The organism is Flavobacterium suaedae, from assembly GCF_014642915.1.
Lineage (GTDB): Bacteria > Bacteroidota > Bacteroidia > Flavobacteriales > Flavobacteriaceae > Flavobacterium > Flavobacterium suaedae.
The window spans coordinates 343,003-361,419 of record NZ_BMJE01000002.1 but is presented as its reverse complement, the minus strand read 5'-3'; the positions used below and the strand labels follow the sequence as shown (position 1 = coordinate 361,419).

Here is an 18,417-nt window from a genome sequence, read left to right as displayed (position 1 = left end):
TATCATCAATATAAAGCAAATGATAAAAATTATATCTTTATTCCAGGGTATAAAAACTGTATATTAAAAAATAAACAAAATACTTTAAAGTAAAAAGCCGTAACACAAGGCTACGGCTTTCATTATATATAAGTTTACATTTCTTATTGCTTAATCAGTTTTTCAACTACAGAACCTTCTTCTGTAATTACTTTTACAAAGTATAAACCTGATGGTTGCGATGATAGGTTAATAATAGCTTGCGTATCGTTTATTGCATTTACTTGTAACAGTCTTCCCTGAACATCGTATAACTCTACTGACTTTACCATTCCTTTTGCTGATATAGTTACATTATCTGCTGTTGGGTTAGGGTATAGTTTTACAGTGCTGTCTTTAGCAAAAACAGTGTTGTTTAGGGTAGCAAATATAGTATTGGCTTCGTTGGTTACAATTGGCAGGTTATAGTCAAAGAAAATATTAGCTTGTTGTGTAACTACATCTTCCGCTTCTAATGTCTCCAGTGTTTTTATTTTGAATACTACATTTCCTTTTCCGCCATCTGCAGCAAGGTTTATGTCGCCAAAGTAAAACTCCACTTGATTACCTTCTATTTTGGTTTGCACATTGTGAGAGGCGTACATTAACTGTAATGTACTTACATCAAACTGCTCTTCGTTAATTGCATCTTTTACTACTACAAAAGTAGCAGGTGCTGTTCCTGTATTTTCAAAATTCACGTTGTAATGCAGGTATTCCCCTATTCTACTCATGTGTACTGTTTCACCCTCCAGACAGGTTATATCGTTAGGATCATAAGAACCTATTACTGTTTGGTTTAATGTAAAGGTATTATCTCCTTCATTTTCATCACCTGTAATTGGTGTTACCGTTGCTGTAAAATTTAATATATCATCTATATTTACAGCAGGATTCTCAGCAGGGCTATTTACATTTAGCGTAAGGTTTACAATTCTGGTTTCAAAAGGCTGCAGGTCGCTATAATTCCATATAAAAGCATCTCCTGTATCCGCTACTCCCGATGTAGAAGATACATAGTCTAATATAGTATTATCATAAGTCATTGATACACTCCCTGAAAGAGTTTGATTTCCTTTATTTCTATACGTTATTTTATATACCGCATCAAATCCCGGCTGAGCAGGAACAATAGGAGCAATTACAACTTCTACATCAGGATGCTCTCCATTAGCAGTTACACAAAAATTTTGTGATTCAATGTTATTATTATCATCTTCAAAAGTTACTGTAGCAGTAGAGGGGGTTATGGTAAACCAATCGCTATTTTCTATACTGGGGGCTAATGTAAATGTACCTTCGCTCCAATAAAAATTATATTCACCTAAATTGTTACTGAATACTGCAAATTCTTCTTCGCTTTCTGTAGCTATATCAACACGGAAATTTTTAGTTAGGAAATCGCTCTCATCACACCCGTTATTATCAGCATCAAAAGTAAAATTACCGGTTATAGTATTATAGTTACCTCCCGGGATAAAATCGCAGTAAGTACTTACAAACATTTGGGTATTGTTAGCATTTGGTTCAGGTAACAGGTTCTCGTTACCCTCGTCAATACATATATATAAGGGAGAATCTGTGTTTGAATAGAAATTTAAAAATAATGTTTCGTAACTACTGATCCCATTTTTCAAATTAAGGAATCTTGGAGTATCAGAGGGATGATAGTATACTGTTAAAGTAGTAAGTGCTGTACATCCGCTTAGATCTATAGCTGAATAATTATTATCATTAATGTTTAAATAAGTTAAATTAGGCTTTTCCCCAAATACTACCTCTGAAGAAATATTCATAATAGCACACGTTTCAAGATTAGAAAGATTAGTTAAATCTATCACTTCGGGAGGAGCATTAAAATTATCTGATATTATCAAATATTTTAATGAAGTAAGTTGTGTAACATCGAAGAAAACTTCAGTAGAGTCTAAAATAAGTTTTTCTAATCCTGTTACACCATTTGCATTAAATGTTCCTGTATTAAATGTATCATATAAAGCGGAACGTACATATAATTCTTTTAAATTAATTAACCCCTCTATATTAATATTATATGGATCAGCATAGCTACTAGTAGCCTCAAATTTTAAATATTCTAAGTTTGTTAATGCTGTTAAATCAACATCACTTAAATATTGGCATTCTATAAATGTAAGACTACGAAGATTAACAAATGCTTCTATCCCAGCAGTAGAAATAATATCATAATCATTCTGTATTTTCAACTCCCATACAGCTTCTGCTTCGCTTACTTGTATTTCCCCATCGCCATTACTATCAATAACCATAGCATTTCCCTCCTCGTCTTTTGCTGGATAATACCCCAGCCCATCAGGGGGTATTGGTATCAAAAGATTCTTAAAGGCAGCATCAGGAATATCTACAATCTGTGCATTACCTATGCCTGCAATTAATAATAAAAAGAATAGTAATTGTTTTTTCATAACATTTTGTTTTTGGTAAGTTTTAGATTTTCAGCTAAAATAATACTATTTTTCTGATACTGTATTTACTGTTGTTTAATTTTCAGTAAATTAAAAAAGCCCTTACAAGTTGTAAGGGCTTAAATATTTACATTCTAATAAAGACTATTATTTCTTTTGCGGTGGGAATTCGGCAATAATTTTTTGTACAAATTCATTAATGCGCTCCTGCTTTTTATCGCGCTCAAAAGTAAGTACTCCTGTACCTACACCTTGCCATATTAAATCTTTCTTTTGTGCATCAATAAGGTCAATGTAAAGTGTTCCTTCAGTAGATGAATTTACGGTACTGTAACCGCCACCCCACATCCAAGGAGTATAACCCCAGCCCCAACCGTAGTTGTAGCCCCAGTTGTTTACATTTACCTGCTCGGTAGAGCGTGTAAATATATTAACCAACATATCAGGGTTTTCACTTTTTGTAAAGCCTTTTTTCTGCATCTCAGCATCTACGGCACGTAATATTCGCTTCTTGTCCAAATCAGATATTTCAGCCTTGTCTATACCTTCTTTAAAAAAAGCATAAGTTTTGTAGTTACTAAAATCTATAGCATCATCATAGTCTGAAGCAACCCGAATAGAAGTACAGGAAGCTATGAAAGCAGTAATAAATAATAACGATAGCAATTTTATTTTTTTCATAATTCCGTGAGTTAATTGTTTCTTTTTCATTTTACTGCTAACAATTACCTATTTGCTAACCGTTAGCCTACTAATTCAATAAAGCGTCATCAACGTTATTCGGGAGTGTAACTTTTAATAAAGGTTGGCTTTCCATAGCTCTTTTTATTGCAAAAACAGCCTCTTCATTTCGTGCCCAGCTACGGCGTGAAATTCCGTTATTCACATCCCAGAAAAGCATTGATTCTAAACGCCTTGCAGCATCTTCAGAACCATCAAGAACCATACCAAAGCCTCCGTTAATAACTTCTCCCCAGCCTACGCCTCCACCATTATGGATACTTACCCATGTAGCACCACGGAAGCTGTCGCCAATAACATTGTGTATCGCCATATCGGCTGTAAAACGGGAACCGTCATATATATTTGATGTTTCTCTGTACGGAGAGTCTGTACCGCTCACGTCATGGTGGTCACGACCTAATATTACATAACCTATCTCGCCTTTTGCAATAGCTTCGTTAAAAGCTTTAGCTATATTAATACGCCCTTCGGCATCTGCATATAAAATACGTGCCTGCGAGCCTACTACCAGTTTATTTTCCTGTGCTCCTTTTATCCAACGGATGTTATCCTGCATTTGTTGCTTTATTTCGTCTGGAGCTGTTTTAGCCATTTCGCTTAATACATTAGCTGCAATTTCATCTGTTTTAGCTAAATCTTCCGGCTTACCTGATGCACATACCCAACGGAACGGACCAAAACCGTAATCAAAACACATTGGTCCCATTATATCCTGTACGTAGCTCGGGTATTTAAAATCAATACCGTTTTCAGCCATAATATCAGCTCCTGCACGCGAGGCTTCTAAAAGGAAAGCATTACCATAATCAAAGAAATACGTTCCTTTTGCAGTATGGTTGTTAATAGCAGCAGCATGCCTGCGTAAAGTTTCTTGCACTTTTTCTTTAAATGTCGCAGGATCATTTGCCATCATGTCATTTGCTTCTTCAAATGACATTCCTACAGGATAATATCCTCCTGCCCACGGGTTGTGTAATGAAGACTGGTCACTACCTAAATCAATATAAATATCTTCTGTGTCAAATCTTTCCCAAACATCTACAATATTACCTTGGTACGCTATAGATACTACTTCTTTATCTTCTTTTGCTTTCTTTACTCTTTGTACAAGCTCATCTGTATCAGTAATAACTTCATCTACCCAGCCTTGCGAATGACGTGTATGTACAGCTTTAGGGTTTACTTCTGCACAAACTGTAATACAGCCTGCTATATTACCTGCTTTTGGCTGTGCCCCGCTCATACCACCAAGACCTGAAGTTACAAACAGTTTACCTTCCAGTCCTTCTCCGTTTTTAGAAATTTTCCTGCCTCCGTTAAGCACGGTAATGGTTGTGCCATGTACGATTCCCTGAGGTCCTATGTACATGTAGCTACCTGCTGTCATCTGCCCGTATTGGGTAACACCAAGTGCATTGAACTTTTCCCAATCATCCGGTTTTGAGTAGTTAGGTATCATCATACCATTGGTTACAACAACTCTTGGTGCATCTTTATGTGATGGAAATAACCCCATTGGGTGACCTGAGTACATAACCAATGTTTGCTCATCGGTCATTTCGCTAAGGTATTTCATAGTAAGCCTGTACTGCGCCCAGTTTTGGAACACTGCACCGTTACCACCATACGTAATTAACTCATGCGGGTGTTGTGCTACAGCATAATCCAGATTATTTTGTATCATCAGCATTATGGCTTTTGCCTGCTCTGATTTTCCAGGATATTCTGAAATTGGTCTTGCATACATTTCGTAATCAGGGCGTAAACGATACATATAAATTCGCCCGTACTTTTCTAATTCGTCAGAAAATTCTTTTATTAACACTTCGTGGTGTTTAGGCTCGAAGTAACGCAACGCGTTGCGTAAAGCAAGTTTCTTTTCTTCTGCTGATAGTATTTCTTTTCGCTTTGGTGCGTGATTTATAGTAGGATCATACTGTTTAGCTTCGGGTAAAACCGACGGTATACCTTCCTGTATCTGTTCCTTAAAAGTCATATATAGTTGTTGTTTGTTCGTTTATTTCTTTTTCTATTTTTTATCTTTAAAACTATCTGTTTTTTTATCGTAGCCATAAGCGCAATGCCTGCAACCGCTTTTACAGCAATATCCGCGTTTTAGGTGATATTTCTCTGTAAAAACTTTATAGCCTTCGGGAGTAAGATAGTAATCTTCTCCTTCCACTAAATTATTAGGGTCTAAATCGTACATGGTAACAAATTTATAAACTTTACATTTAATGTTTGTTATTACAAATAAATATTTAATATTAGCAGTGAAACGGATGTAATACACAAGAGTATTGATAATTTTTTAACCTCCTGAAATTTGACTAAACTTTCCTTTACAATTTTTAATTCATATAAAGAGCTTCCTGCTGAATGGGATAGTATAGCGAGCAGCAATATTTTTCTGTCCAGAAGTATGCTTGCTGTTCTGCGAAAAGCTCCTCCCGAAAAAATGGAGTGTTACCCCATTGGACTATTTAAAAATCAAGAGCTTTCAGGAATAGCTTTACTACAATACATCGATTTAAATAATGTAAAGACTTTTAAAGAGGAAAAAGCTACATTTTGCCTTAAAGATTACTTATTTAAAACATTTACTTCAAAGGTTGTAATAGCAGGTAATAATACTATTACAGGGCAAAACGCTTATATATTTACTGATAAAATAGCTGAAACAGATGGTTTACACTTATTGCAACAAGCGCTTGTTGCCTTAAAAAAACGATATGATAAAAAGGGAGAAAAAATAAACTTAATTTCGGTTAAAGATTTTACTGCTCCCGAATTACCTGATTTTAAAACTGCGGGATATAAAAACTATTATCAATTTTGCACACAGCCTAACATGATTTTCTATGTTAGGAATAATTGGCAGTGTATTGAAGATTATATTACTGATTTAAACCCTAAATACCGCAAACAATACAACAGAGCCAGAAAAAAAGGCTCGGGTTTAATAAAAAAAGAACTGAATGCTACAGCTATAAAGATACATGAAAAAGAAATTCATAATCTGTATATGACTGTTGCTAACAAAGCCTCTTTCAATACTTTTTACCTACCTGAGAATCATTTTGAAGTTTTAAAAAATGAACTTAATGATCATTTTCATTTTTATGGTTATTATTTAGATAACAAAATGATTGGTTTTAGTACTTTGATAAGAAACGATAGTGAAATAGCCAGTTATTTTTTAGGATATAATGATACTATACAGAAGGACAAAATGCTTTACCTTAATATGCTTTATGATATGGTTGACTACGGCATAAAATACAATTTTAAACAGGTTGTTTTTGCCCGTTCTGCAATGGAAATAAAAAGCTCAGTTGGTGCTGAGGCTATAGAAACTTTTGGCATAATTAAGCACACCAATCCTTTAATAAACATTTTTACAGGAAAACTATTTAAATATTTTGAACCGGAAATAGCATGGAAAAAACGCTCTCCTTTTAAATAATCTATTTAATCAGTTTATTTCGGTACAGCTATCTTCATCTTTTTGTGTACTATTTTTATATCAAGCCTGTCCAGCTCACCGCAATACTCACCATCTATCTGGAAGCTTACAGGATTATTTGTTTTTAAAACTGCTTTCTCAGCGGATATAATCTCTACATCTTCATTACTTTCAACAGGTATTTTACCTGCCATTATTTTACCTACAACCAATACATCAAGGTTTTTAAGTACTATTATTTCAAACTTACCGTCATTCATTTTACCTATAGGGTTAATAGTTACCCCTGTGCCATAACGGTTACTGTTTGCTATCACAACCATACGTGCCGGGCTATTTAAAATCTTATTATTAGCCTCTATAGTAACTTCAAAAGGGTCCTCAAGTTCTTTAAGGGTGTTTATTACCTGCAATGCATATCCCAGTTTCCCTCTTATGCTTCCGCATTCATAATTTTTAATTAATTCTGCATTTACCCCTATATCACTAAGGTGAAGGCTTTTCTTACCGTTAATATCTACCATGTCTATTTCAGCAAAATCACCTGAACACGCTATTTCTAAATTTTCTTCAATAGCATCAGGTAAATTTAAATCTACCGAAAGTCCATTGGCAGAACCTACAGGGAGTATTCCTATAACCACATCATAATCCTGTACTGCTTCTGCTACCATTTTTATGGTACCATCTCCTCCTGCTACCAATATTCGCTCAGGTCTATGCTCTTTACAAAGCTTAAAAATAGCCTTGTCATCATTTTCCCCAGTAGTTTTATATTGTTTTAGTGATATATTATGAGTATCTGCAAACTCCTGCACCGTATTTATTAATTCTGCTTTATCGTTACCTCCTGCTATAGGGTTAACAACTAATAAAAAAACATCTTGATTACTCATTTACTTTTTTTGAATAAATTTAATTAAATTGTAGTATCAATAATCTTACTAAATATATAAATTTTAATGAAGCCAGTTATAAAGCTCTACAGGGGCTATGCCAACAGAGAGGAGCTTATTGTTTTTGGGCATATTTTTAAACCTAATATTGCCAATAGTTATGAATTTGAAAAAAAGAGATTTAAAAATGCACGTTCCATAATAAAAATGTTTATGGTTAGTACTATTGCTAATGCAGATGTTTATTTGGATTATAAAGGAGAAAAAATACATACCAAATCACTTAACGACGGCTACTTTAAATTTTGTATTCCAATAAAAGATGAGCTCGAACGTGGCTGGACTGATTATTCTGTGACTGTAAGCCATAAAGGAGAAGAAGTAACCGAGAAAGGAACTTATATACGCCCTTATGAAGGTAACTTAGCTTTTATATCGGATATTGATGATACTTTCTTAGTATCGCATACTAAGAGTTTCTTTAAAAAATTGTACATATTACTTTGGAAAAATATAAACGACCGTCATATTTTTGAAGGTGTAGTACCCCACTATCAGGCATTAAGTACAGCAGGCAGAGATAATAAAGATGAGCGGAATGCTTTCTTTTATGTATCAAGCAGTGAGTGGAATTTATATACGTTTATTGTAAAATTTACCAAAATACATAAAATGCCAAGGGCTGTTATGTTACTGAAAGATATTAAAACCAGTTTACTGGATTTTTTAGTAACGGGCAGGGGTAGTCACAATCATAAGTTTGAGAAAATAAAACATATACTTGAGTTTTACCCGCACTTACAATATACACTTTTAGGCGACGATTCTCAGCAGGATCCGCACTTGTATGAAAACATTTGTAAAATTTTTCCCTGTACGGTAAAAGCTGTTTACATAAGGCAAACAGGCAGAAACAAAAAAAGAAAAACCGTAACCGCATTACAAAACATAGCAGACTTAGGAGTGGCGACATGCTATTTTAAAGACAGTAATGAAGCAATTACTCACTCTAAAAAAATAGGTATCATTTCTTAAAATAAGGTTATAATTCTTACATTTTAATATTTAAAAAACTACTTTTATAAATAATTAAACTTTAAAAGACTGAAATTATGAAGAAAATAGTTGCGCTTACAGGAGTATTAGCAATGATGCTTTTTGCTTCATGTAAGGATAAAAAACAAGATACTCCACCAGCTACACCACCACCGGCAGAAAGCCCTGCCCCACCACCCGCACCTGAACCACAGGTAGAGGATGAGGATGGAACATCTATAAAACTTAATGAAGATGGTGTTAGTGTTAAAAACAAAGACGGAGAAAACGAAAGTAATGTAACAGTTACTGATGACAAGAAAGAACTTGAAATAAATACTGACTAAATAAAAAAGGGAGCTGTTAAGCTCCCTTTTTTATTATGCGTTTTCAAGCGCTTCATGTACTTCTTCCCACTCTTCCATTAAAGCTTCCAAATCTTCTTTCTTTTTCTCATAAGCTGCAAAAAAGGCACTATCCTGCATCAGTTTTTCATGATATGCTGCCAATTTAGCATCATCTTTTTTAATAGCCTTCTCTAAATCCTGTATTTGGTTTTCTATTTTAGAGAGTTTATTTTTAAGTGCTTTATTTTTCTTTTGGTCTTCGTAGGAAACCTGTGTTTGCTTCTTGTCCTTTTTAGGTTCTTGTTTCTTTTCCTCTTTACCTTTTTCAACCTCACGCATATTCTGCATGTTTCGTTGTTCAAGATAGAAGTTAATATCTCCTAAATACTCTTTTATTTTCTGGTCTTTAAACTCATATACGGTATTAGCCATACCCTGAAGGAAATCCCTGTCGTGCGATACAAGCAATAAAGTACCCTCAAATTTTTGTAATGCAGCCTTTAAAACGTTTTTAGACTTAATATCTAAGTGGTTTGTAGGTTCATCCATTACAAGCACGTTAATAGGCTGTAAAAGCAATTTACATAGCGCAAGTCTGTTTCTCTCTCCACCTGAAAGCACTTTTACCTTCTTGTCTACATCATCTCCCCTGAAAAGGAAAGCTCCAAGCATATCTCGAACTCTGCTACGGTTAGTATCGTTCGCAGCATTTTCCATAGTTTCCAGCAGTGTTATTTCACCATCTAAATATTCTGCCTGGTTCTGTGCAAAATACCCTAACTGAACATTGTGTCCCAGCTTAATGTTACCGTCGTAATCAATATCTTTTGTTATTGCTTTTATAAGTGTAGATTTACCCTGACCGTTTTGCCCCACAAAAGCAATTTTACTACCACGTTCTACAAGTAAATCTATGTCTTTTAATATCGTTCTGTCGCCATATTTTTTAGTAACATTTTCAGCTTCTACCACAACTTTACCGGGAGTGATGGAAACAGGAAATGATATTGACATTACTGAGTTATCATCTTCATCAACTTCTATTCTGTCTATTTTATCCAGTTTTTTCATTAATGACTGCGCCATTGAAGCCTTAGATGCCTTCGCTCTGAACTTTTCAATCAGCTTTTCAGTCTGTTCTATTTTCTTCTCTTGGTTTTTCTGTGTAGCAAGTTGTTTCTCTCGTATTTCACCTCTAAGTTCTAAATATTGAGAGTACGGTTTATTAAAGTCGTAAATTTTACCAAGTGAAATTTCTATAGTACGGTTCGTTACATTATCCAAGAACATTTTATCGTGAGATACTATAACTACAACTCCGGGATAGGATTTTAAAAACTGCTCTAACCAAATAATACTTTCTATATCCAAGTGGTTAGTAGGCTCATCCAGTAGCAACACATCATTATACTGTAATAAAAGCTTTGCCAGCTCTATACGCATACGCCACCCTCCTGAAAAGGTATCGGTAGCCTTATCAAAATCTTCACGCTTAAAACCAAGCCCTAAAAGAATCTTCTCTGTATCACCTACATAATTATATCCACCTATAACTTCATAATGATGTGTATAGTCCGATAAGTCTTCTATAAGTTTAGAATATGATTCACTTTCGTAATCAGTACGGGTAGCAAGCTGTTCGTTTATTTCATCTATCTTCGCTTCTGCCTCTTTAATTTCTGTAAAAGCCTGATACGCTTCTTCTAAAACAGTACGACCTTTTTCAAAATCAATATCCTGCCTTAAGAAACCTATTTTCACTTCTTTTTCGGTAGCTATTACACCCGAATCAGGTGGTATGTCTCCCGATAATATTTTAAGCATTGTCGATTTTCCCGCTCCGTTCTTCCCTACAAGCCCTACTCTGTCACCGGCACCCATTCTAAAAGTAACCTCTTCAAAAAGATATGTTCCGCCAAAGGAAACCGACAAATTATGTATGTTAAGCATTATAATATATCTTATTTAAGTTGTAAATTTGAGTACTTCAAATTCATTTTGCAAATGTTAAAAAAAGGATCCAAATTATATAGTATTTTAACAGGAACCTGTCCGCGTTGTCATCAGGAAAGCATGTATTTAGACAAAAACCCGTATAAGCTGAGCAAGGTATACAAAATGCACGAAGAATGCAGCCATTGCGGATTACATTATAAAATAGAGCCTTCTTTCTTTTACGGAGCTATGTATGTAAGCTACGGTCTTGGTGTAGCTTTTAGTGTTGCGGCATTTATTATTGCTAAAGTTTTTTTAGAAACATCTTTAGAGGTTTCCTTCTATGCTATTATAGGAACACTTATTGTTTTCATGCCTATTATTATGCGACTGAGCCGTAATATATGGATTAACTTTTTTATTAAGTACCGCGAAAACTGGAAAGAATTTAAGAAGTAAACCTGTTTAAGTTTACTTCCTTAGGAACTTCATTTCCGTTAATTACCGCATCATACAATAACGCAGCCATAGGAGGACCTAATAAAACACCTCTTGTACCTAACCCATTAAGCAAGTGAACATTTGTATACGCTGCATGAGTACCTACTAATGATTTTCTGTCTTTTACTGTTGGACGAATACCTGCTAACTGATCTATAACTTCGTAGTCACAAGTTATAATTTCCTGTAGTTTTTGTTCCAGTTCTTCACGCCCTTTTTGTGTAGGGATAGTTGTTTTATCTTCCCACTCATAAGTTGCACCTATTTTATATATGTTATCCCCTATAGGTAATACAAATACCCCAGATTTAATTATCACATCTATATCCAGTTCAGAAGCTTTTATAACAAGCACTTCGCCTTTAGTACCGTTAAGCGGTAAGTCTTTAAAAAACGGATTTGACTTTATACCATAACCTTCTGCAAATACTATATGTTTTGCTGTAATGTCTTTATATGTTACCCTATCATCTTCTACCTTTAAAGCATCATAGTCAAAAGACTCCTCCAAAAATAAATTTTCACTCTTCAAGAAGTCACGATATGAGTCCAAAAAATGATTAGTATCCATATAACCTGTATGGTTTACTTTCCCAAAACCAAAAGGCGATGATACTCCATTGTATTTTTTATGTTGTATTGTGGTATTTAAAAATGGCTCTAAAAGAGGTTTATCTGCAGCTTCAAACCACATGTTTTGCTCTTCCACAGAAGCAAATTTTCGATACACAGGAACTTCATGCATAAACTGAACATTTAAACGTTCCTCCATAGTTTTATAAAAAGGCTTTATATAATTAAGGTGTTTTTCAGCATCAGCAGGCGGTCTGAACCTTTTAAGGATTACAGGGTTGTACACTCCAGCCGCAACCCTTGAAGAATTTTGAGAATTATCCGCTATAACGGTAAATGTTTTACCGTTTAAAAGACAGGTTTCAGCAAAGCTTACCCCTGCTATACCTGCACCAACAATAATAAAGTCTTTCATGGGTACAAAAATAAAAAACTCTTACCACAAGGGTAAGAGTTTTTTAGTGTATATAAAATATGTTCTATCTTAATAGTTCCACATATCTTGCTCAAAGTTACGTATCTTGTTTTTGATACGCTCTGATTCAAGAAGCTGCATTTGCGCATTCTCCTGAAGATAGTCTTTGATTAATCTATCTCCGTATACATTCTCTTCTTTATAAATTACAGCACTAAAACGACGTGAATTTAATAAGTGGTCAAATGTAATTGGCATAGCTGAGTTTTTCTCATTAAATGCTTTTGCTTGATGAAGCACATCTCTTGCTCCCGGATAAAATACCCAGAACAATTCGATAGGCTCAGCAGCATCTCCCATTCTCATTTTACTAAGAGCATCTACAGCCATAGGGCAAATACCTAATATTCTGTATTTTAATTCGCCTTGTCTTTTATCAAAATACCAAGTCCCTACTATTCTATATGCAGCAACATCATTAGCGGTTACCTCCTGAGTATCATAATGTTCAGCAGTAAGAATACCTTTCGCTTTAAGATCCTCTTCTGTTTCACCGGGATATTGGTTCATAGTATCAATACCATAGTTATTAAGCATACTTACATAAAAGTTAGTTTTAATTTCTTCTAAACTTTTCTTTTCAGTAAAGTATGAATCTCCATATACTTCAGTAAGACTTCCGTCTTCAATTGCTGTAATAAGAACTCTGAAAAGCGACCTTCTATCATCACCTATATTTTCCTCAACAGGAAAAAGCATTGGGAAGTTAACTCTTTGATTTAAATCAATAGTTTCCCATATCTTTCTTGCAAATAATATATCTCTGTCACCTACATAGCCGTAAGGTAATGGATTATCATTATCTAACAATTCCTGTTCAGCAGTTTTCTGTCCTATTTCATCAGGTGTCTTGGCATTCAATAAGTTCGATTGAGCCATTGATGTTCCAATACCTGCAAAAAATAAAGTTGCTAATAAAAAATTTCTGCTTTTCATATACTTAATTTATTCTGTAAAAGAAAAAACGTTCTTTTAATTATATTATTGTACTTCCCAAATAAATGGTGTAGAAGGCTTAATTATGTATTTACTATTACCTTTTAATTTAGTTTTTATACCTGTAATAGTTATCTGATCTCCTCTTTTAGCTCTGTTAATAGCTGATTGGGCTCTAGCATCAAATCTGTTTCCTTGTATAATCATACCAGGCTGACCAGGAACATAAAGTTCAAATGACACAACGTCAACTTCTAGATTATAAACAAAATCTTCAAAAGAAACATTTACAGTAGACACTGCTAAATCTTGAGCACGTCCTTTAGCTGAGTTTGTTTTACCTCTAAGTGAAGCTGCCGGTGCAGGAATATCTCTTACTTTGAAAACTTTTTTAGAGGTTACCGCTTTCCCATCAGGTAATTTACCGGTTACCGTAACAGTAGCTTCAGTACCTGAAACACCTGTAACATCCCAATTGTATTTACCTTGTCCACTTGCTTTCCTAAGTCCTTGAGCACTCGCGGAAACATCACTATCAGGGATACCTGCAAATGAAATTGTCATTGGGTTTTCAACACCTCTATATACAGAATTCATTTTATCAGCAGATATTGTTGCCTCATTAGGACGAGGAACTACAACATATGTACCCTCAAAAGCAAGTGGAACCTGCTTACCGTCCTCAATAAAGTTAAATTTACCTTCAATAGTTTGTTCTCCTATAGCGCCAGCATTTAACTCAATCATTGCCTGACCTGTAGCAGGGTCTATTTTACCAGGACCTTCAAAAGACACAGGTTTTGTGTTTTCATCATATCGCCCAAGTACTACTTTACCAGTTACTTTTTCACCTTGAAAATAAGCATTCTTGTCAAGAACAACAATAGCCTGATACTTATTTAGTGAAGTGGCTTCTAAAGCTGCTTTACCTAGAGCAATATTATAAACATTAGCTTCAATAACTTCTACGTTATTTTGCATAGCAGTAAGCTTTGTTAAAGAAGCTATTGCCGGGAAGCCTTTAAAATGGTAGTCAAGATAGTTTTTCTTTACATTATCACCATCTACAACATCAGAAAGATCAAATTTACTTTTAATCTCTTTTGCAATCGGAACATATTTTACATCATTACCAATAGCGGCTATCATGTCATTTTTATATTTCTCGATAGTAGCGATAATTTCTTTCCCTTTTGGAGATAAACCATCACCTTGAAACCATTTTTCGTCAATCATATCACCTTTATCCATCGCTTCGTAAGGGAGTTTCATTTCTCCATTCACTTCTTCCCTTTCAAATTCACTGGTAATGTCTCCTTTAATTTTTTCAAGGTAAGCATAAAATTGATTCGAAATTCCCTTTACCTTTTGAGATAGTTGTTGTGCAGCTTCAAAAGATGAATTTTCGTTTGCTTTTGCTTTAAGAGCTTCATATAAAGCTTCATTACTTCTAATAGCTTGAGCATTTGCTTCCTCAAACTGTTCATTCATCAGTCCAAAAGCGGATAGTACCTCTTTTGACATGTTCAATGCTAACATCGCGATGAAAACCAGATACATCAGGTTAATCATCTTTTGCCTTGGGGTTTGTTTTCCTCCTGCCATTTAATTAGTCTTCTTTAAGTTTTTTGTTAGTTTAAATTACAATAAACCTACTAATTAGGCTCTGTTACCCATTGCTGAAAGCATACCGCCATATACATTATTAAGTGAAGCGATATTCTTAGTCATATTAGCCATTTCCTGCTGTAATTTAGCTGCATTTTCAGCTATTTCTTTATTAGCCTCAGCGTTACGAGATGCGCTCTCTAACTGTACTTTATAAAGACTGTTTAATGACTCCATTTGAGCTGCTGCTGAAGACATTTCTTCACTATACTTTTTCTGAGAAGCGATAGAATCTACTGTTGGAGAAATCCCTTTAGCTGCAGATTCGAAGTTTTTAATGCTGTTTCCTAAACTAGCCATTAACTCTCCATCTATTTTAGCTTCTTTTAATAAGTTATCAAGTTTTTGAGAAAGCATTCCTTGTGCGTCAGAACTTTCTTTTTTAGCTTCCTTTTTCTTCGGATCACCACCCGCTAATTCAGGATATACTAAAGACCAGTCTAGTTCTTTATGAACAGGTTCGAAGGCAGAAAGGAAAAATATGAACGCCTCAGTTCCCAGACCAGCAATAAGCATCGCACTTGCTCCAGGCCAGTGCATCAATTTAAATAGTGCTCCGATAATTACAACCGCCGCTCCAAGGCCATATGCCATGTTCATAACTCTTTGTGGTAGTGCCATAATAAAATAATTTAAGTTTTTAGTTAAGTTAAATAAATTTATGTTTAAAATTTGAATTGGTGCAATACTATTGATTAGCTGTGTTTTGAGTACCCATGTAATCCTGAACTGTTCTGAAACCTATATAGCTTCTTGCAGAATCAGCGTACTCCCAGTCTCTTGTACTTACCTGAAGGAAGTAAGCAACATCTTTCCAAGAACCACCTCTGGTTACTTTTCTTCTGTTAGAAGGGTCCGGAGCATTCGGGTTCATTGTAGAAACATATTCGTAAGATGCAGCGTCGTATGAAGAATCTGTCCACTCTGCTACGTTACCTGACATATTATAAAGATTATACTCATTAGGGTCGAAAGAGTTAGCTTCTACTGTATATAAAGCTCCATCTGCAGCATAATCTCCTCTGTTAGGCTTAAAGTTCGCTAAGAAACAACCTCTGTCGTTTTTAGCATAAGGACCACCCCAAGGATAAGTTGCAGATTGCAGACCTCCTCTTGCAGCGTATTCCCACTCAGCTTCTGTAGGCAAACGGAAAGAGTTTACATACTGTCTACCCTTCTCTTTTTGGTAAGCATTTTTGTATAATGTTCTCCAAGCACAAAAAGCTTTAGCCTGCCCCCAAGTAACACCCACTACAGGATATTCGCCGTATGCATCATGCCAAAAATAATCATTATGCATTGGTTCATTATAAGAATAAGCAAAGTCTTTAATCCATACAGTGGTATCAGGATAAACCTCCACTTGCTCATGAATCATATATTTACTTCTTTTTTCTCTTGTATTTTTAGACTTATCTTTAGCAGCAGCCTGAATATCCATCCACGAATATCTGAACTTAAGCTTAGAAACATCCATAGTTCTTAATCCATTATATGACTCTGAAGCCGGTAAGTACATTGAATCCATCACTTCAACATAATACTCATCAGGATATTTTTGAGGGTCTTCAATAAGTTTCGGCTTATGATTTAATTTTCTACCTACATAAGGATCATCAGGATCCCCTATACTATAGTAGTTTTCATACATATACTTGTCATATGGAGATTGTTCCTCTCCTTCTTCTACCTGATCAAGGAAAGCATATTCTCCTATACCACCTTCATCTCCTCCGGGCTTCATACCCATTTCATCAGCAAGAATGGCCAATCTGGTCCTCATAGTGGAATCTTTAACCCACTCTACGAATTGACGATATTCACTGTTAGTAATTTCCGTTTCATCCATATAGAAAGAACGTACGGTTACAGTCTTGGTAGGAGCATCCTGCACATTAGCCAAATCGTCATCAGATTTACCCATGATATATGCGCCACCCGGAACTAAAGTCATACCGTATGGTTTTTCAGGCCTCCATTTCTTTCCTCTAACACCTACCAGTTCTCCACGGTCGCTGGAACCACAGCTGATTAGTAATGATAAAGTTGCTGTTAATGCAATGAACTTCTTCATAAATTTGGGTTATTAATGTAATTCTGTTTTTAAGGGCGTAAACCTATTTATTTATTTTTAAAAAAACAATTTTTTTATTAAAAAAACCTTAAGTAAAAGCAAAGAATTCGAAACTTAATGAAAAACACTTTCGTTTTGTAACAAAAATATTAAATTATGTTTTTTCTCTGAGCTTTCCATAATCTTTCCGGAAAATTGTTGTTACAAGCACTCAAATAATCATCATAAGTACATGGTAATAACGTATTCCTTTTTAATTTATTATTCCCACCGGATATAAAAGGAACTTCTATCCACCAACGGTCTGTTTTATCACTCTTATAAAACACTACTTCTTCCTCTTCCGCAGCTACTATATATTTAAGGTAATCTTCTTTTGTATTGAAAGGGTATTCATTAGAACGATAATTTACTCCCTCTATAAAATACCATAAGATTTGAGCTATTAGTACTGCTTCACTTTCGCTGTCATAATGATTAAACACTCCAAAAGAGGTTACTTTATCACTTATGCCTGCGTAGCGCGCTAATGTACAAATTTCTTTGCCATTAAAACCATTTGGCAAAAAATTAACAGTATTTCCTGAATCTGCTGATTTTATAGCTCCCATATCTAAACTTACTACATCTGCATCCCTAAATATAGGCTCTGCTATAGCGGGCGAAGCTGCAACATCTCCCAATCTGTAAGCATCAAAATAAAGCTTTTCTATAAGATCTATTTCTTCCTGAGAGTTAAAATAGGTTTGATACCCTATATTACTATAGTTAAATAAATTGTTAGGTTCGTTAACTATCATATGAGTAACATATGAATTGGCAGATATGGCATCATTTTGAGTTCCGAAATCAAACTTACTGTCAACAGATACCAGGTTTACCATTTGCTCAAGTTTATCATAACCTCTGTACATAGCATAGGTTATATCCTGAGAGCCTCCTATTATAATGGGTATAATTTTATTTTTAACCAGTTCTTCAACCAGTGTTTTAACTACATAATAGGTGTCCTGCAATTCATTTCCCGCTACTATATTGCCTAAATCAGCAACAGACCTGTCCCAGTTACCCGGATATAAAGCATATAACTGTTTACGTATATAATTAAGGTGTAATTGATTGAAATCTTCTTTCACTTGACCTCTATTTTCCAAAACACCTATTATAGCTATAGAAACACCTTCAGTATCAGGGAAACTATTATCAGTATGTAAACGAATTTTTTTTCCTAACGATTGCGGTGAAAGATTTTCAACATAATCAATCAACGCATCATCAAGCGGTTTTAAAAACTCAAAAGCCATT

At 34.9% G+C, this 18,417-nt stretch carries 16 protein-coding genes; 4 read left to right on the top strand and 12 right to left on the bottom strand.

The window, feature by feature from the left end; translation table 11 throughout:
• Positions 1–143: 143 nt before the first annotated feature.
• The 4 genes from IEW45_RS04605 to IEW45_RS04590 all read right to left on the bottom strand — a co-directional run bounded on the left by IEW45_RS04605 (position 144) and on the right by IEW45_RS04590 (position 5,415).
• Entirely contained in the window at positions 144–2,462 is a 2,319-nt protein-coding gene (locus tag IEW45_RS04605) for a T9SS type A sorting domain-containing protein (protein ID WP_188620054.1), read from the bottom strand.
• 147 nt (positions 2,463–2,609) lie between these two features.
• Entirely contained in the window at positions 2,610–3,143 is a 534-nt protein-coding gene (locus tag IEW45_RS04600; RefSeq protein ID WP_188620053.1) for a DUF4136 domain-containing protein, read from the bottom strand.
• A 70-nt stretch (positions 3,144–3,213) separates the two neighbouring features.
• Positions 3,214–5,202: a urocanate hydratase gene (gene hutU / locus IEW45_RS04595; protein WP_188620052.1), complete on the bottom strand. Its 1,989-nt coding sequence runs from the start codon at positions 5,200–5,202 to the stop codon at positions 3,214–3,216.
• Between the two features lie 33 nt (positions 5,203–5,235).
• Complete coding sequence (locus IEW45_RS04590) at positions 5,236–5,415, bottom strand: C1orf53 family protein (protein ID WP_188620051.1); 180 nt, start codon at positions 5,413–5,415, stop codon at positions 5,236–5,238.
• A gap of 117 nt (positions 5,416–5,532) precedes the next feature.
• Here IEW45_RS04590 and IEW45_RS04585 point away from each other — a divergent pair, with 117 nt between their 5' ends.
• Positions 5,533–6,672 carry a peptidogalycan biosysnthesis protein gene (locus tag IEW45_RS04585; RefSeq protein WP_229665891.1) on the top strand — a complete coding sequence of 380 codons (1,140 nt, stop codon included), beginning with the start codon at positions 5,533–5,535 and terminating at the stop codon, positions 6,670–6,672.
• Positions 6,673–6,686: 14 nt separating this feature from the next.
• Here the strand turns inward: IEW45_RS04585 and IEW45_RS04580 are convergent, their stop codons facing one another.
• Positions 6,687–7,568, bottom strand: coding sequence for a diacylglycerol/lipid kinase family protein (locus IEW45_RS04580; protein ID WP_188620050.1), 882 nt, complete (start codon positions 7,566–7,568; stop codon positions 6,687–6,689).
• A gap of 66 nt (positions 7,569–7,634) precedes the next feature.
• Here IEW45_RS04580 and IEW45_RS04575 point away from each other — a divergent pair, with 66 nt between their 5' ends.
• Both IEW45_RS04575 and IEW45_RS04570 read left to right on the top strand, forming a co-directional pair.
• Positions 7,635–8,603, top strand: a complete 969-nt coding sequence (locus IEW45_RS04575; protein WP_188620049.1) for an App1 family protein phosphatidate phosphatase — start codon at positions 7,635–7,637, stop codon at positions 8,601–8,603.
• 77 nt (positions 8,604–8,680) lie between these two features.
• Complete coding sequence (locus IEW45_RS04570) at positions 8,681–8,950, top strand: hypothetical protein (protein WP_188620048.1); 270 nt, start codon at positions 8,681–8,683, stop codon at positions 8,948–8,950.
• Positions 8,951–8,983: 33 nt separating this feature from the next.
• Here the strand turns inward: IEW45_RS04570 and IEW45_RS04565 are convergent, their stop codons facing one another.
• Positions 8,984–10,900, bottom strand: coding sequence for an ABC-F family ATP-binding cassette domain-containing protein (locus IEW45_RS04565; RefSeq protein ID WP_188620047.1), 1,917 nt, complete (start codon positions 10,898–10,900; stop codon positions 8,984–8,986).
• A gap of 54 nt (positions 10,901–10,954) precedes the next feature.
• Here IEW45_RS04565 and IEW45_RS04560 point away from each other — a divergent pair, with 54 nt between their 5' ends.
• Positions 10,955–11,344 carry a DUF983 domain-containing protein gene (locus IEW45_RS04560; RefSeq protein WP_188620046.1) on the top strand — a complete coding sequence of 130 codons (390 nt, stop codon included), beginning with the start codon at positions 10,955–10,957 and terminating at the stop codon, positions 11,342–11,344.
• Here the strand turns inward: IEW45_RS04560 and IEW45_RS04555 are convergent.
• From IEW45_RS04555 to IEW45_RS04530, 6 genes are all read right to left on the bottom strand, one after another.
• Positions 11,334–12,374 (bottom strand): NAD(P)/FAD-dependent oxidoreductase, encoded by a 1,041-nt coding sequence (locus IEW45_RS04555; RefSeq protein ID WP_188620045.1) that lies wholly within the window; start codon positions 12,372–12,374, stop codon positions 11,334–11,336. The genes IEW45_RS04560 and IEW45_RS04555 overlap by 11 nt on opposite strands.
• Positions 12,375–12,443: 69 nt before the next feature.
• Positions 12,444–13,370, bottom strand: a complete 927-nt coding sequence (gene porN / locus IEW45_RS04550; protein WP_188620044.1) for a type IX secretion system ring subunit PorN/GldN — start codon at positions 13,368–13,370, stop codon at positions 12,444–12,446.
• 45 nt (positions 13,371–13,415) lie between these two features.
• Entirely contained in the window at positions 13,416–14,975 is a 1,560-nt protein-coding gene (gene porM, locus IEW45_RS04545) for a type IX secretion system motor protein PorM/GldM (RefSeq protein ID WP_188620043.1), read from the bottom strand.
• A gap of 54 nt (positions 14,976–15,029) precedes the next feature.
• Positions 15,030–15,659, bottom strand: coding sequence for a type IX secretion system motor protein PorL/GldL (gene porL, locus IEW45_RS04540; RefSeq protein ID WP_373283161.1), 630 nt, complete (start codon positions 15,657–15,659; stop codon positions 15,030–15,032).
• Between the two features lie 67 nt (positions 15,660–15,726).
• Entirely contained in the window at positions 15,727–17,112 is a 1,386-nt protein-coding gene (porK, locus tag IEW45_RS04535) for a T9SS ring complex lipoprotein PorK/GldK (protein ID WP_188620042.1), read from the bottom strand.
• A gap of 149 nt (positions 17,113–17,261) precedes the next feature.
• A complete protein-coding gene (locus IEW45_RS04530) occupies positions 17,262–18,416 on the bottom strand; it encodes a formimidoylglutamase (protein WP_188620041.1) in 1,155 nt (384 codons plus the stop codon).
• Position 18,417 lies beyond the last annotated feature (1 nt).